The 14,331-nt window shown below is 67.7% G+C and carries 14 protein-coding genes and 1 pseudogene; 4 read left to right on the top strand and 11 right to left on the bottom strand.

Annotated features, from left to right (window positions below; translation table 11 throughout):
* Positions 1 to 30: 30 nt before the first annotated feature.
* Complete coding sequence (locus tag VNW74_RS21385; RefSeq protein WP_325680480.1) at positions 31 to 774, bottom strand: maleylpyruvate isomerase family mycothiol-dependent enzyme; 744 nt, start codon at positions 772 to 774, stop codon at positions 31 to 33.
* A gap of 119 nt (positions 775 to 893) precedes the next feature.
* On the opposite strand from VNW74_RS21385, the gene VNW74_RS21380 reads away from it, so the two are divergent.
* On the top strand, positions 894 to 1,499 hold the full coding sequence (locus VNW74_RS21380; RefSeq protein WP_325680478.1) for a TetR family transcriptional regulator: 606 nt from the start codon (positions 894 to 896) through the stop codon (positions 1,497 to 1,499).
* On the opposite strand, the gene VNW74_RS21375 is transcribed toward VNW74_RS21380, so the two are convergent.
* Positions 1,486 to 3,063 carry an MFS transporter gene (locus VNW74_RS21375; RefSeq protein WP_325680476.1) on the bottom strand — a complete coding sequence of 526 codons (1,578 nt, stop codon included), beginning with the start codon at positions 3,061 to 3,063 and terminating at the stop codon, positions 1,486 to 1,488. The two genes, VNW74_RS21380 and VNW74_RS21375, sit on opposite strands and share 14 nt — an antisense overlap.
* 128 nt (positions 3,064 to 3,191) lie before the next feature.
* On the opposite strand from VNW74_RS21375, the pseudogene VNW74_RS21370 reads away from it, so the two are divergent.
* Positions 3,192 to 3,712, top strand: a pseudogene (locus VNW74_RS21370) (TetR family transcriptional regulator); the annotation flags it as partial.
* On the opposite strand, the gene VNW74_RS21365 reads toward VNW74_RS21370, so the two are convergent.
* The 6 genes from VNW74_RS21365 to VNW74_RS21340 all read right to left on the bottom strand — a co-directional run bounded on the left by VNW74_RS21365 (position 3,640) and on the right by VNW74_RS21340 (position 9,677).
* The gene (locus VNW74_RS21365) at positions 3,640 to 4,125 is read right to left on the bottom strand and encodes an ester cyclase (RefSeq protein ID WP_325680474.1); all 486 of its coding nucleotides are present in this window, start codon (positions 4,123 to 4,125) and stop codon (positions 3,640 to 3,642) included. The pseudogene VNW74_RS21370 and the gene VNW74_RS21365 sit on opposite strands and share 73 nt — an antisense overlap.
* A gap of 10 nt (positions 4,126 to 4,135) precedes the next feature.
* Positions 4,136 to 4,906, bottom strand: a complete 771-nt coding sequence (locus tag VNW74_RS21360) for an AraC family transcriptional regulator (RefSeq protein WP_325680472.1) — start codon at positions 4,904 to 4,906, stop codon at positions 4,136 to 4,138.
* Positions 4,903 to 7,074, bottom strand: a complete 2,172-nt coding sequence (locus VNW74_RS21355) for an AAA family ATPase (protein ID WP_325680470.1) — start codon at positions 7,072 to 7,074, stop codon at positions 4,903 to 4,905. Before VNW74_RS21355 ends, VNW74_RS21360 begins: the two co-directional genes overlap by 4 nt.
* A complete protein-coding gene (locus VNW74_RS21350; RefSeq protein ID WP_325680584.1) occupies positions 7,071 to 7,931 on the bottom strand; it encodes a phosphatidylcholine/phosphatidylserine synthase in 861 nt (286 codons plus the stop codon). Before VNW74_RS21350 ends, VNW74_RS21355 begins: the two co-directional genes overlap by 4 nt.
* 76 nt (positions 7,932 to 8,007) lie before the next feature.
* Entirely contained in the window at positions 8,008 to 8,721 is a 714-nt protein-coding gene (locus VNW74_RS21345) for a phosphatidylserine decarboxylase (protein WP_325680468.1), read from the bottom strand.
* 29 nt (positions 8,722 to 8,750) lie between these two features.
* Positions 8,751 to 9,677, bottom strand: coding sequence for an SDR family NAD(P)-dependent oxidoreductase (locus VNW74_RS21340; RefSeq protein WP_325680466.1), 927 nt, complete (start codon positions 9,675 to 9,677; stop codon positions 8,751 to 8,753).
* A 117-nt stretch (positions 9,678 to 9,794) separates the two neighbouring features.
* Between VNW74_RS21340 and VNW74_RS21335 the strand changes: the two genes are divergently transcribed.
* Positions 9,795 to 10,271: a PH domain-containing protein gene (locus VNW74_RS21335; RefSeq protein WP_325680582.1), complete on the top strand. Its 477-nt coding sequence runs from the start codon at positions 9,795 to 9,797 to the stop codon at positions 10,269 to 10,271.
* 53 nt (positions 10,272 to 10,324) lie between these two features.
* The gene (locus VNW74_RS21330; RefSeq protein ID WP_325680580.1) at positions 10,325 to 11,773 is read left to right on the top strand and encodes a PH domain-containing protein; all 1,449 of its coding nucleotides are present in this window, start codon (positions 10,325 to 10,327) and stop codon (positions 11,771 to 11,773) included.
* Here VNW74_RS21330 and VNW74_RS21325 read toward each other — a convergent pair.
* From VNW74_RS21325 to VNW74_RS21315, 3 genes are all read right to left on the bottom strand, one after another.
* Positions 11,770 to 13,455, bottom strand: coding sequence for a DEAD/DEAH box helicase (locus tag VNW74_RS21325; RefSeq protein ID WP_325680464.1), 1,686 nt, complete (start codon positions 13,453 to 13,455; stop codon positions 11,770 to 11,772). The two genes, VNW74_RS21330 and VNW74_RS21325, sit on opposite strands and share 4 nt — an antisense overlap.
* Positions 13,456 to 13,549: 94 nt before the next feature.
* Complete coding sequence (locus tag VNW74_RS21320; RefSeq protein ID WP_325680462.1) at positions 13,550 to 14,038, bottom strand: hypothetical protein; 489 nt, start codon at positions 14,036 to 14,038, stop codon at positions 13,550 to 13,552.
* A gap of 139 nt (positions 14,039 to 14,177) precedes the next feature.
* Positions 14,178 to 14,331, bottom strand: a 154-nt coding sequence (locus VNW74_RS21315; protein ID WP_325680578.1) for an SDR family oxidoreductase, incomplete at its 5' end; no start/stop codon positions are given.

The following is a 14,331-nucleotide window of genomic DNA, read 5'->3' as shown; positions in this document are numbered from 1 at the left end:
GCACGCAAGAGTGCAGTCAACTGCAAGCGTTTAGAACACGCTGAGCCGGCGAACGGTCTCGAGAACCGATGGGTCGCCGTGCGCCTCGACGCTCAGCTCTTCCCAGGTACCTCGTTGAGTAACCCAACGCACGAACGCTGCTGCGTCACAGTCAATCTGGCCGGCTACATCGCCATCGCCGATCCGCAGGGTCCGCCCACCGATCCCGGAGATGCGTACCTCGACCGCCTTATCTATGCCGCCGAGCAGCTTGCTGTTCTGCTGCGGCAGCGCCGCCTCGATCCACTCCAGCGTCGGCACGACGCGCAACTCGTCGGAAGCCGGCGGCTCTCCGCCGAACGGCCCACCCGGCGGGAACAGGTCGTACCTGATGTGCACGTAGTGCTCAAAAGTGTAGGCAGTCGGCACAACTGACGCCGGGTAAGTCCCGACATCGCCGAGTGGCACGTCAACGTGCTGACCCTGCACCGCCGCGAGCAGTTCCAGGCCTCTGGCGCTGACCGACTCATAGTCGGCCACAACCTCGGCGGGAGTCATCCAGCGGCGTGACTCGACGTACAAGTCAGCGGCTCGTTCGGCCGATAGTCCCGCGGAGTTGGGCAGGTTCGACATGTCCACCGCCAGCCAGAAGCTGCACGCCATGTGCGACAGGACATCCTGCACCGTCCAGCCCGGACACCCGCTGTCTCTTGTCCAGATGGAGTCGTCCAGCTGTTGGCAGATCGCCAGAAGCGCCTCGCGGTCGGTCTCAATTGCTTTCAGTGCGTTGCTCATTTCGCCTCTTTCTGCGTTGAGAGCCCACCGGCAAGGCGGCGGTCCTTGCTACGGTGTGGCGGACACTTTCATACGGTGTGTATGAACATACATACCGTATGTATGAAAGGCAAGGGTTCATGAATGCAGCCCGCCGCACGCAGGCCGAGCGCGCCGCGGAAACACGCGATGCACTGATCGCGGCGGCCCGTCCGCTATTCGCCGCGCAGGGTTTTGCCGAGGCGGCGCTGGAGACGATCGTGCGCGCCGCGGGCGTGACGCGCGGAGCCCTGTATCACCACTTCGCCGACAAGACCGAGCTGTTTGCAGCGGTTTTCGAACAAGTCGAAGGGGAAGTGGCTGCCCAGATGGGCGAGGCGATCGCCGCGTCCGGCCAGACCGACCCGGTAGAGGTCATGCGGTTGGGTGCGGGTTTTTGGCTGGATGCCTGCTCGGATCCGGAGGTGCAGCGCATTGTGCTGGTCGACGCTCCGGCCGTGCTGGGTTGGACGCGGTGGACCGAGATCGGGAACCGGTACAACGTCGGTCTGGTGCGTGCGCTACTGACTGACGCCGTTGAGACCGGGCGTATCCCGTCGCAGCCGATCGAAGCGACCGCTCTCACGATCCTCGGCGCGATGCGTGAAGCGACCCTCTATGTGGCACTGGCGGAAGATCATGACCAGGCACGCCAAGAAGCCGGCATCGTTATGAACCGACTGATCCATGCGCTTAGCGCCGAGTGAGTATTGAACGGTATTGCTTGTCCGCCAGCCGATTTAGGCGCTGTGTTGCATCAACCGTGGTGCTGCGATTCGATGCAGCGGGCCGACGACGAGCCAGACCGCGGTTACTGCGGTTCTGTGGTGATAATGCAGGCGCGTCGTCTTCATCGGGATCCGGCTCAGCGTGATCGACCGAGTTTCTGATAGCGAGGCCGCCGATGACGGTGCCGATGAAAAACAGCAGCGCGCTGACCTGGAGCAGCCGGGTGAAGCTGGCATCGGTCAGCCTGTTGGCGGTAATCAATCCCACGCAGGCCACCGCGATCAGCGCAGATGTCCGCCCCGTCGCGTTCTGGATCGCGGCGGCGATTCCGCTGTGCGCGGACTTGACGGCGGAAAGATTGACCGCGGTCAGGGGCGTCACGGCGAGGACCATTCCGATGGCCAGCAAAATCCTGCCTGGTAGCACGTCAGTGAGGATGTGGAATCCGTGCGCGGAGGGACGGATGAGCAGCAGTCCCAACCCGGCCAGCGCGGGACCCGTCATCAGGAAAATCCGAGGTCCGATCCGTGCCGCCAGTCCGCCGACGCCGCGGGCGAACAGCAACGACATGATGGGGCTGGGCAAGGTAATCAGACCCGCGGCGGTGGCCGAGTATCCGGCGACCTCTATGAGGTACAGAGCGAGGGCCAACGAGCCCATCGTGATGCCGCCGTAGACGAACGCGGTGACCAGGTTGGCTCCGGTGAAATTGCGGGTCGTGAACAGGCCTCGCGGCACCATCGGGTGGCGCGCGCGGCGCTGCCATGCCACGAACGCCAGCAATGCCGCGACCCCCACCACCAACGCAACCCTGACCCGGGGGTCGTCCCACCCCCGGGTGGGACGACCCTGTTCGATCAGTGCATACACCGTGGCGGTCAGTCCGACCGCCGATAGTGCGGCGCCTGCGACATCGACGCGTGGGCGTTCGGAGGGCCCGGGCATCTGGCGCAGCCAAAACGTCAAGGCAAACCCGATGGCCATCGGGATCGCCGACAAAACGTAGATCCAGCGCCAGCCCAGGAAGTCCACGGTCAGTCCCCCCAGCAGTGGTCCGAGCGCAAAGGCGGTGCTGGTCCAGGCCGTCCAGCATCCGATTGCGGCAGGACGGTCCGCGCGCTCGAACGACGAGTTGATCAGGGCGAGCGAGCCGGGCACGAGAAACGCCCCGCCCAACCCCTGGACGATGCGCCCGGCGATCAGCATCGCCGGGGTGCCCGCCGTGGCCGCCAGCACCGAGCCCGCCCCAAAAGCCGCCAGACCGCAGCGCATCACCGGTACTCGCCCGAACAGATCGGAGATGGCACCACCGGGCAGAACCATGGCCGCAACCGCCAGCAGGTAGCCGTCGACGACCCATTGCTGTGAGCACATGCCCCCGCCAAGGTCACGCTCCGTGGCCGGCAGGGCAAGATTCACGACGGTGCCATCGAGGAAGACGACCATCGACACCATGATGGCCAGCAACATGACCCGTGTCGTCTGCGCGACATCGCGGAATTCCAAGAAACCGATCCCCCGAGGCTGCGGTGCCGTGATCATCCCGGCGGCTCGTTGTTCATGGGCTCGTCTCCTCGAAGTTGCGATCCATTCGGACCACGGGTATTAATAGCCGACCTGGTTACAGATCGTCACGAGCGAACGGGCCGCACGATTCAAGCGATCAGCGGATGGCGGCGGCCTCGCGCTCGGCGAGCGTGGCAGCGATTGCCAAAGCCAGTGGTGCGCCCGCGGGCAGCTGTATCACCGGTTTGGCAACCGCAACGGGATCCTGACCGCGGCGTGGTTGCGGGCGCTGGAACGCTTTCAGGCGCGGGCGATGGCCGCCGACGCCGATACCGCTCTGGAGTCCGCGGTCAGCATGGCGGTCGCCGCGATCGGCTTTGCGCGCGAATTTCCCGAGGATGCGCGGCCGTTGTTGATGATCCGGCCGAGCGACCTACTTGACGGGGAGCCCGATGCGGCGTTTCAGCAGACCCTTGCCGAAATGAATGCACCGTTTGTCGAGCGGGTGCGAAATTTCGCACGGGAGCTATATGGCGGCCGGGATAGGCGGTGCGTCGATGCCGTCGCGCGAGCTATTTCCGATCTGCCCTACGCCGTCGTGCGCCGTCATGCTCACGACGACCCGATGCCCTTCTGGTTGGAGGACGACGTCGCCGCGGCGGCACGCGCGTTATTGACCAGCTTCGAGCCGAGCTGGAGCAACAAGCCGAGGTCATCGCGGATAGCGCGATGACGGTTGATCTGGCCGTCGGTGATGGTGAAGATGTGAACCTGTTTGTGGGTGATCGGCCTACCGGTTGGCTCGATGCCGTTGAACGATCCCGTGTGCTGTCCCGTCATGACGGCGGCGGCCATCACCGTGCTGCCCTCGGCGACGGTCTCCTGCAGTTCGAAGCGCAGGTTCGAGAACGCATCGCGTAACCACCGGCTGGTCGCGAGAAACCCTGCGGGGCCCCGCTGTTGGCGTTCGCCGTCCTCGGGATCGTCCTCGGCTTCCTGGTTGACGTAGTCCGGGGCGATGATTTGTTGCGCCAGTTCTTCGTCGCCGGTCTCGATGAGCCGGAATGACGCGCGAGCGACAACTTTCGGATCGGTCATGGCCGAAAGGCTACGGTGACTGCCCTTCGGCGGTATTGAACAAAACGGACACCGGGAGTGCGGTGGGGGGCCCGCCCGTCAATGCCAGGCACTCGTTGATCATGTGCGCCTGGTCGGCGTATCCGGCCGTTACCGCCAACTGCGACCAGCCGGCCCGGCCATGAGATGCGTGAATTAAATCCAGCAGACGCTGAAAACGGAATATCCGGCCAAGGCGCTTGGGTCCGTAGCCGACCGCGGCTTCGAAGCGACGCCTCAGTTGCCGTTCGCTCAGTCCGGTCTCGTCGGCCAGCGCCGAAACCCTCCGGTCGGGTTGTGCGCGCAACGCCGCAACCGCCCATGCGACCGGCCGGTCTAGCACCGGGTCGGTCTGTGCGAAATAGACGGTTACCAGATCCGCCAGCAGCGATATTCGCTGGTTGGGAGTTGTTGCAGCGAACAGGCTTTCGACGATGCGTGAGCCGGCGACACCGAAAGCCGAATCGAGGGGAACGCGCATGTCTTTGAACTCGCTCGCCGGACAGCCGATCACCGCAGCGGCGGCGCCCGGTCGCAACCGCAAACCTGCCAGCACGTCCTGGTCGCCGGCGGGCAGGTCGTAGAAGGTGTGGGCGGGACCGGCGATCATGACGTCGCCCTGCGCGGTCACGAAAACGTCCACACAACCGTCGGGGATCACGCGTAGCGACGGAGTCGCCGACCCCGAGCGCAGCCAGTCGCATTCCACGAAGGGCGCAAGCCGTTGGTCAGGGCGAAATTCCCGGTACACGGCGGCGCTCACCGATCTGCGGCGAAGGCGCGCAGTGACGCCAACTGCGCGGGATCCAATGAGGGGCGGACAGTTTCGCGTGCGGCAGCGACGTCGTCGGCGGTGATCTCGGCAGCGTCGACCGAGCGTCGCATCGCGGTCAGCGCGGCCTCGCGCAGCAGTGCCACGCAATCCGCGGCGCTGTATCCGTCCAGGTCGGCCGCCAGCGCGGCCAGGTCGACGTCGCGCAGGGGAACCGACTTGCCCGCGGTGCGCAAGATGTCCAGACGCGCGTCCGCGTCGGGCGGTTCGACGAATACCAGCTTCTCCAGCCGACCGGGTCGTAACAGCCCCGGATCGATCAGGTCCGGCCGGTTGGTGGCGCCCACCACCACAACTTCGCGCAGCGGCTCGATGCCGTCCAGCTCGGTGAGCAGCGCGGCCACCACCCGGTCGGTGACGCCGGAGTCAAAGCTCTGGCCGCGCCGCGGCGTCAACGCGTCGACCTCGTCCAGAAAGACCAGTGATGGTGCGGAATCGCGGGCCCGGCGGAACAGCTCGCGCACCGCCTTCTCCGAGGAGCCGACCCATTTGTCCATCAGCTCAGAGCCTTTGACAGCGTGCACCGAGAGCCGTCCGGTGCTGGCGAGCGCGCGCACGATGAAGGTCTTGCCGCATCCGGGCGGCCCGTAAAGCAGCACCCCGCGTGGCGGCTGAACACCCAGCCGGGCGAAGGTGTCGGGATGCTGCAGCGGCCACAGCACCGCTTCGGTTAGGGCCTGTTTGGTGGCGGCCATGTCGCCGACGTCGTCGAGCGTGATGGAGCCGAGCGTCACCTCGACTGCGGCTGAGCGCGACAGCGGCCTGATCACGGTAAGTGCACCGAGCAGGTCGTCCTGGGTCAGCTTCGGCGGCATGCCGTCGGAGCTGGCCCTGGCGGCTGCGCGCAATGCCGCCTCGCGCACCAGGGCGGCGAGGTCGGCGACCACGAAACCCGGTGTTCGGTCGGCGATCTCGCCGAGGTCGAGGTCTTCGGCGGGCACCGGTTTCAGCAGGCCCTGCAGCAGTGCTGTGCGGGTGGCCGCGTCGGGCAGGCTGAGTACCAGCTCGCGGTCGCACAGGTCCGGGGCGCGCAGCCGCGGGTCGAGGTTCTCCGGTACCGCGGACGTGACGATCACCGCGACCCGCGCGACTGCGATCGCCTTGCGCAGTTCGGCGAGGATCAGCGTCGCCACCGGTTCGGCAGTGGCGGGCAGCAGCGCGTCGATGTCGGCGATCAGCAGCACTCCGCCGCCGTCGCGAATCGCCGCCGCAGCGGAGGCGACCCGCTTGAGCCGGTCGTCGGCGGCCAGCGCGCCCACCTCCGGGCCGTCGAGCTCCATCAGCCTGCGGCCCGCGCAGACGGCGCGCACCAGCGTGGTCTTGCCGACACCGGCCGGGCCCGAAACGAGCACTCCCAAATTGGTTCCGGCGCCTAGGGTTTGCAGCAGGTGCGGTTCGTCGAGCGCGAGCTTGAGCCATTCGGTCAGCTTGGCCGCCTGCGCGCTGACGCCTTTCAAGTCGTTGACCGTGACGTGTGGCGCCGTCTCGCTGACCTGCGTCGTTGGTGCTTCGACGTGCGGGCCCGAGCCGTCGACCGGGACTACCGTTCCCCAAGTCACCAGCGAATTCGGCTGCACGCTCACCGGTCCGGCGGGATCGACGCCGGTGACCGTCAACAGCTCCGACGTCCAGCTGATGCCCACCGCCGACGCCAGCGCCCCGGCGGCAGTAGACGTCGACGTACCCGGACCCAGATCGCGTGGCAGCAGGGACACCGCGTCGCCAACGGTCAACACCTTGCCGAGCAGGGCCTGCCGCAGGGTGGGCGGGGAGACCGATTGACTGGTCATCGCCGAGCCGCTCAAGGTCACCGACCGGGCGCCGTAAACCGTTGCGGCGGCGACGATGACGGCGGTGTCCTCGCTGAGACCGGCGTTGGACAGCGTCACGTCGTCCAGCAGCACGGTGCCGATCGGCGTTTGCGCGCCGGCCATGCCTGCGACCGCGGTCGTGGTTCGCGATCCGGTCAGCGACACCGCGTCCCACTCCCGAATGCCAAGGGCGGCAATGGCGTTGGGATGAAGTCGGACGACGCCGCGGCGGGAGTCGACGGCCGAGGTGTTGAGCCGAGCCGTCAGCGTGAGCTTCGGGGCAGTCATGTCCGCCCGGTGGGCCTGCGCAGGCCCAACCGCGCCATCGACCGGCGGTTGGGCTGCGCCCGGCGGATCGCGCGTCGGGTGGCGCGGCGCTGCTTGGGTTTTTCGCCCCAAGCCTCGGGATGCGCCGCCAGCCAGTGGTAACTGTGAACGGAGAACGGAATGTGCAGCAAGTAGGCGGCGATCAGCACCATGATCAGGATGTAGGGGAACAGGAACGCCGCCGCCGCGACGATCGCCAATGCTGCCAGCAACAGCGCGGCCAGGTTCGGCGGCACCGAGACGGCATGCATCTTGCGCATCGGGATCCGGCTCACCACGAGCATCGAGCAGGCTGCCACCCACGCGCAGACGAACCACGGCGACGTCCACCAGCCCACGCCGAACTGCAGCTTGGCCGCGAGCGGGCCGAGCGCCGAGATCGCGCCGGCCGGCGCCGGTATCCCGACGAAATACTCCCGCGCGAAGGCCGGTTGGGTAGCGTCGTCGAGCAACGCGTTGAACCTGGCCAACCGCAACACGATTGACACCGCGTACAGCAACACCACAACCCAGCCAGCAGGCACCGAGGGCAGCAACGACACGTAGACCACCACCGCGGGGGCCACCCCGAAGTTCACCGCGTCGGCAAGCGAATCGATCTCCTCGCCCATCCGCGACTCGGCGTCCAGGATGCGGGCCACCCGGCCGTCGAGTCCGTCGAGGATCGCTGCGGCGGCGATCAACGCTATCGCCACGTGCGGCTGGCCCTCCAGCGCGAACCTGATCGAGGTCAGCCCCGCGCAGATGGCCAGCACGCTCATCGAGCTGGGCAGGATACGCAGGGGCACCACTCGCCTACCGCGAGCCCTAGTAGTCAGCGCCGCTCCTCCTCATCGCTTAGCTCTGCATCGTCGCCGGCGCGGTAATCAGCGCCGCTCCTCCTCATCGCTTCGCTCATGGCAGCTCGGCCAGCACCGTTTCCCCGCCGACCGCCCGTTGGCCAACGCTGACCAACACCCGCGCCCCGGCGGGCAGGTAGGTGTCCAGACGCGACCCGAACCGGATCAGGCCGTAGGTGTCACCGATCGACAGCTTGTCGCCGGCGTGGGCGTCGCAGATGATGCGCCGCGCCAGCAGGCCGGCGATCTGCACCGCGATGACGTCCGTCCCGTCGGCGGTGCGCAGCTGCATGCTGACGCGTTCGTTGTCGGCACTGGCTGAGGCCAGGTCGGCCGAGCCGAAGCGGCCCGGCCGATGCTGCACGGCAATCACTTCGCCGCTCACCGGGGCTCGCTGTACGTGGGCGTCCAACAGCGACAGGAAGATGCTCACCCGCGGCAGCTCTGCGTCGCCCAGGCCGAGCTCGGCGGGCGGGGCTGCGGTATCGATAACGCAGATCAGCCCGTCGGCGGGTGCGACGACGACGCCGGGCCGGTTGGGGGGCACCCGGGGCGGGTGCCGGAAAAACCCGGCGCAGGCGCCGGCGGTCAGCAGGCCGGCCCGGCGCAACCACGGGTAGCGGCGCCCGGCCACAGCCACTCCCAGCCCGCCGGCAATGAACGGCAACCCGGCCGGATGCACCGGTGGAACCGTCGTACGCAGCAACGACAGCAGGCGCTGCGGTCCGGACGTCTGGTTTTCGCCGGTCGAACGGGGACGTCGTGCCACGCGGTCATCTTACGGAGCCGCGGCCGGTGTCAAACCGGATACGTCACACCGGTCAACTGTTCGGAGACCTTCCACAGCCGGCGCTGCAGGTCTTCGTCGTGCGACTGCTTGCTGGAGGACACCAGCTTGGGGTGGCCGCGCTGCTCGCCCAGACCGTCGGGTCCGTAGTACTGCCCGCCCTCGGCGTCCGGGTCGGTGGCGGCCCGCAGCGTGGGTAGCGCACCCATCGCCGCGTTCTGAAACAGCAGCGGGCCGAGCACCGCGGCGGCGGGCTTGAAAACCCCCGGCAGGTTGCGGGTCAGCTCGGTGCTCGAGCTGCCCGGGTGGGCGGCTAAGGCGGCGGTGGTGGGCCGCGCCCGGGCGGCCAGCCGACGTTGCAGGTCGTATGTGAACAGTAGGTTGGCCAGCTTGGCTTGCCCGTACGCGGCGACCCGGTCGTAGCGGTGTTCCCACTGGAGGTCGTCGAAATGGATAGCGGCGCGAATTCGATGGCCCGTGCTACTGACGGTCACCACCCGCGAACCCCGGACCGGCAGCAGGTTGTCCAGCAGCAACCCGGTCAGTGCGAAGTGGCCGAGATGGTTGGTGCCGAACTGCATTTCGAAGCCGTCGGCGGTGAGCTGCTTCGGCGTCCACATCACGCCGGCGTTGTTGATCAGCAGGTCGATGCGGGGGTAGGCCGAGCGCAACGCCGTGGCGGCGGCGCGCACCGAATCCAGCGAACCTAGGTCGAGCTCTTGAAGGGTCACATCGGCGTGCGGATGGGCAGCGACGATGCGCGCCAGCGCGAGGTTGCCCTTCTCCAGATTGCGAACCGCCAACACCACATGCGCGCCGCATTCGGCGAGCATCTCGGCGGTGTGGTAACCGAGACCGGTGTTGGCTCCGGTGACGACGGCGACGCGGCCGCGTTGATCCGGTATGTCGGCCGCGGTCCATTTGCCGTTGGAGGTCATGGCCGCAGACGATACCCACTCATAATCGGTGCCGCCGTGTCGGTTCAGTCCGTCCCAGGGGTCGGTGGCATCCTCGATGACGTGGACAACCACGATCCGAGCCCGCCGGTGCTGGGTATGGTCGATCCGGCACATCCGCCCAGTCGGCGCGCGCCACTGCGGTGGGCGATCGGCGGCGTGGTGCCGTGGCTGCTGCTGGCGGCCGGCCAGGCGGTGTGGATTGCCTTCGATCGACGGTTACTGTGGCTGCACATCGTGATCGCCGTCGTCACCGTGCTCGGTGCGGCGATCTCGCTGTCCGTCGTGCCATTGTGGCGATATCGGGTACACCGGTGGGAGATCGGCCCGCAGGCGGTGTACGCCCGCACAGGTTGGCTGGTCCAGGAGAGGCGCATCGCGCCGATCTCGCGTGTGCAAACCGTCGACACCCATCGCGGCCCGTTGGATCGGTTGCTCGGTCTGGCCAACGTGACGGTAACCACCGCCTCATCGGCGGGAGCGGTGCACATCGCGGCGCTCGACCTCGCGGTTGCCGACCAGCTTGTCGCGCAGTTGACCGACATCGCCGCGATCGGCGCCGAGGACGCCACGTGACCGACACGCCACCAGTCCGTTCGGAGATCGGCTGGCAGCGGCTAAGTCCCAGGATGCTGCTGATTCATCCGGTGCACGAATTGCTGCGCGAGCTGCCGTTACTGATCGGGGGGCTGGTGCTGGGTTCGACCACCGGCAACCAGTCCTGGACGGTGGCGGTGGTCGCGCTGAGCGTTGTGGTGGGTGTGGCGCGATGGTTCACCACCAGCTACCGCATCGAGGCCGACCCCGAACCGGGCCAAGTACAACTGCGTGCCGGCCTGCTGAACCGCAAGGTATTGTCGGTGCCGCGCAGCCGGATTCGGTCCGTGCAAACCGATGCGCGACTGCTGCACCGGCTGTTCGGGCTGGCTGTGCTGCGGGTGAGCACCGGTCAGGAAGCCGGGGGCGAACACGGTTCTGGGGCCTTCGAGCTCGACGCCGTGAGGGTCGAACAGGTGCCGCAACTGCGGGCCATTCTGCTGGCCGAGTCGCCGCCGATCGGTGCGCCGACCGCGGAGCCTGCGGAGGTGAGCACGGTGTTGGCGCGTTGGCAGCCTTCGTGGTTGCGATATGCCCCGTTGAGCCTCTCCGGGCTGCTCACCATGGCCGCCGCCGTCGGCGTGATTTATCAGAGCGGAGCCATTGAGCCGCTGCAACATTCGCGGCTGGCCAAGTCGGCGCTGGAGGCCGCCCATCGGCTGGGTGTGGTGACCACGGTCGCGTGGATCGCGGGGGTGGTGCTGGTCGCGTCGGTGGTGCTGGCGGTGCTGCGGTCGCTGCTCACTTACCGCAACCTGGTGCTTTGGCGCCGGGCTGACGTCCTGCATCTGCGGCATGGTCTGCTGCGGCTGCGCGAACGCACTTACGACATGAGCAGGCTGCGCGGTGGCACGCTGCGGGAACCGCTGCTGGTGCGCATCTTCGGCGGCGCCCGGCTGGATGCCGTGATGACCGGTGTGCACGGTGTGGGTGAGTCGTCGGTGCTGCTGCCGCCGTGCCCGCACTCCACTGCCGAAGCGGTGTTGACCGGTCTGGTCGGCGACCCGAACGTCGTGACCGGGCCGCTGCGCGGTCACGGCCCCCGGGCGGCGACCCGACGTTGGACGCGTGCATTGGGGCTTCCGGTGCTGACAGGTGCGGTGCTCGCCGCGCTGACTGTGTTGGGGACTTCCGTTGTGCCCCTGTGGTTGTGGACGGCCTGGGTAGCGCTTACGGCATGGTGCGTGCTGCTGGCCGCCGACCGGATAGCCGCACTCGGCCACCGGGTCGACGGCCGCTGGCTGGTGATGCGGGCCGGCAGCGTGGAGCGACGCCGCGACTGCCTGGCCACTGCGGGCATCATCGGCTGGACCGTGCGGCAGTCGCCCTTTCAGCGGCGGGCCAGGGTGGCTACGCTGGTCGCGGCCACCGCCGCGGGCGTCAAGCGCTACCCGTTGATCGACGTGCCGGAAGACCAGGCCTGGGCGGTGGCGGCGCAGGCATCGCCGTGGGTGGCCGACAGCCTGTGGGCGAGGCGCTAGGCGGTCAATCCACGCACCGCTTCGATACGTGCCCTGAGCTGTTCGGAGCTGGCCGCAGCGATCGGCGGGCCGCCGCAGAGGCGGCGCAGCTCGTTGTGAATCCACCCGTGCGGCTTGCCCGTTCGATGGTGTGCTGCCGAAACCAGAGCGTTGAGTTCGCGGCGCAAGTCCCGCAATTGCCCGTGCCGGGTGACCGGTTCGGGCACGGCGGCGCCGTTGCGACTGCGACGGTCTAGCTGCTCAACCTGGCGGCGCAGCAGCAGCTCCCGCATCTGGTTGGCGTCCAACAGACCTGGTAGGCCCAAGTAGTCAGCTTCTTCGTCGCTGCCCGCGGGGGTGGCGGTGCCGAAGGACGAGCCATCGAAAATCACCTGGTCCAATTCGGCGTCGGCGCCCAACGACATGAACCCGTCCTCGGCTTCGGACGGCTCGGTCTGGCGGCGCTGCGCGGCCTCCAGTTCGTCGGTCTCTCGGTGCGGCTCGCCCAGCACGTGATTGCGTTGTGCCTCAAGCTCGCTGGCCAGTTGTAGCAGCGACGGCACCGACGGCAGAAAGACGCTCGCCGTCTCGCCCGGGCGCCGGGACCGCACGAAGCGGCCGATCGCCTGGGCGAAGTACAGCGGGGTCGACGCGCTGGTGGCGTACACGCCAACGGCGAGCCGCGGAACGTCGACTCCCTCGGAGACCATTCGCACGGCGACCAGCCAGCGGCTGGAGGCGCCGGAGAACTGCGCGATGCGGTCGGATGAGCCGCGGTCATCGGAGAGCACGACGGTCGGCGCCTCACCGGTGACAGTGGTCACCAATTGCGCGTAGGCGCGGGCAGATTTCTGATCCGACGCGATGATCATGCCGCCGGCGTCGGGTACACCGCCGTCGCGCAGTTGGCTCAGCCGGATGTCGGCGGCCTGGATGACCGCCGGCATCCATTGGCCGACGGGATCCAGTGCGGTGCGCCAGGCCCGGGCGGTGTGCTCGGCGGTGCACGGCTCGCCGAGCCGGGCGGCGTGTTCCTCGCCGGCGCCGTCGCGCCACCGCGCCTCACCCGAGTAGGCCAGGAAGACCACTGGGCGCACCACGCCGTCAGCCAGCGCATCGGCGTACCCGTAGGTGTGGTCGGCCGCCGAACGCAGCACGCCGTTGCCGTCGGGCTCGTAGCGGACGAATGGGATTGCGGCGTCGTCGCTGCGAAATGGTGTGCCGGTCAATGCAAGTCGCCGAGTAGCGTCGCCGAAGGCCTCGCGTATGCCGTCTCCCCAGCTCTTGGCGTCCCCCCCGTGATGGATCTCGTCGAAGATCACCAGCGTGCGTCGGCTCTCGGTGCGCACCCGATGGCGGGCGGGATGGCTGGCCACCTGGGCGTAGGTGACGACGACGCCGTGGTACTCCGCCGAGGTGTGCGCGGCGGCGTTGCGGAACTTGGGATCCAGCGCGATGCCGTCGGCGGCCGCCGCGCGCGCCCACTGCGTCTTGAGGTGTTCGGTCGGCACCACCACGGTGATCGTGTCGACGCTGCGATCTGCCAGCAACTCGGCAGCGATCCGCAGAGCAAACGCCGTCTTACCCGCACCGGGGGTAGCGACCAGCAAGAAATCACGCGGCTTGGCGGTTAAATACCGCACCAAGGCTCGCCGCTGCCAGCCCCGCAAAGCCTGGGTGCTGGGCGCTTCACTTGCCCGCACCCGGAGACTCCTATCTGGTCGAGATGCAGTCTAGGGCAAGCAGATCGGGGCGCGCATCTTCGCTGGAAAGCGGCGCGTCGGCGCCCCTTTAGTGCTATGCGGCGACGTGTGCGGCCAGCCAGGCGATGATTTGCGGCACCACCTCGGGCGCTTTGCTCATCGCGCAATGGCCGGTGTCCTCAACGAGGTGTACCTCGGTGTTCGGGCGGCCCTGGAAGACCAGGGTGTCCGACTGCGGGATGAAGTAGTCGTCGGCGCCGTTGACCACCAGCATCGCCGAATTACGTTGCTGAGCGAGTAGCTCGTGGCGGTTCAGCTGTTCGAGGGCGCCACTGAGTTCCTCAAGGGTGGGGGAATGATCCCGGTGCATGGCGTTGCCCAAGATGTCGTGCATACCGTAGGGCAGCTTCTGAACGTTCTCGGCTTCGAAAGCCCCGACGACCGGGCCGCCGAGGTCGACGGCGGCGTCGACGATGCCGGACAACCCCGACATCGCGGCGAAGTTGCCGCCGAACGACACGCCGAAGTGAGCGACCCGACCGTCGCCCAGCGTGCGGGCGTAGTTGGCGAGTCCACAGATCACCTCGTCAGCGTGCTCGTCGAGCGGGATGGCGGTTTCCCCGGTGCACGGCGTGGTCGAACGCCAAGGTGGTGAGCGCGGCGCCCTGGCGCTATGTCAATGGCGACCTGGCGGCGGTGCGCCGGAAGGCTGAATCCAGGCGCTAGCCGGCACCCTTGCCGTTGTCGACCCGATAGACGGCGCCATGGATGGCTGCTGCGGCGTCGCTGGCGAGGAACGCGACCACGTTCGCTACATCGAGGGGCTGCATCATGCCGCGTGGTGATGCCGTGCGCATGATCAGGTCGTAGTTCGGG

Origin of the sequence: Mycobacterium sp. (assembly GCF_035570115.1) — a bacterium.
Taxonomy (GTDB): Bacteria; Actinomycetota; Actinomycetes; order Mycobacteriales; family Mycobacteriaceae; genus Mycobacterium.
Note: the sequence above shows the minus strand (reverse complement) of the source record. Positions and strands in the feature narration are given on the sequence as shown.

Coding starts and splice junctions, on each gene's coding strand:
- VNW74_RS21385 (WP_325680480.1), bottom strand. CDS start 774: ATGAGCAACGCACTGAAAGCAATTGAGACCGACCGCGAGGCGCTTCTG.
- VNW74_RS21380 (WP_325680478.1), top strand. CDS start 894: ATGAATGCAGCCCGCCGCACGCAGGCCGAGCGCGCCGCGGAAACACGC.
- VNW74_RS21375 (WP_325680476.1), bottom strand. CDS start 3,063: ATGATCACGGCACCGCAGCCTCGGGGGATCGGTTTCTTGGAATTCCGC.
- VNW74_RS21365 (WP_325680474.1), bottom strand. CDS start 4,125: ATGACCGATCCGAAAGTTGTCGCTCGCGCGTCATTCCGGCTCATCGAG.
- VNW74_RS21355 (WP_325680470.1), bottom strand. CDS start 7,074: ATGACTGCCCCGAAGCTCACGCTGACGGCTCGGCTCAACACCTCGGCC.
- VNW74_RS21340 (WP_325680466.1), bottom strand. CDS start 9,677: ATGACCTCCAACGGCAAATGGACCGCGGCCGACATACCGGATCAACGC.
- VNW74_RS21335 (WP_325680582.1), top strand. CDS start 9,795: ATGGTCGATCCGGCACATCCGCCCAGTCGGCGCGCGCCACTGCGGTGG.
- VNW74_RS21330 (WP_325680580.1), top strand. CDS start 10,325: ATGCTGCTGATTCATCCGGTGCACGAATTGCTGCGCGAGCTGCCGTTA.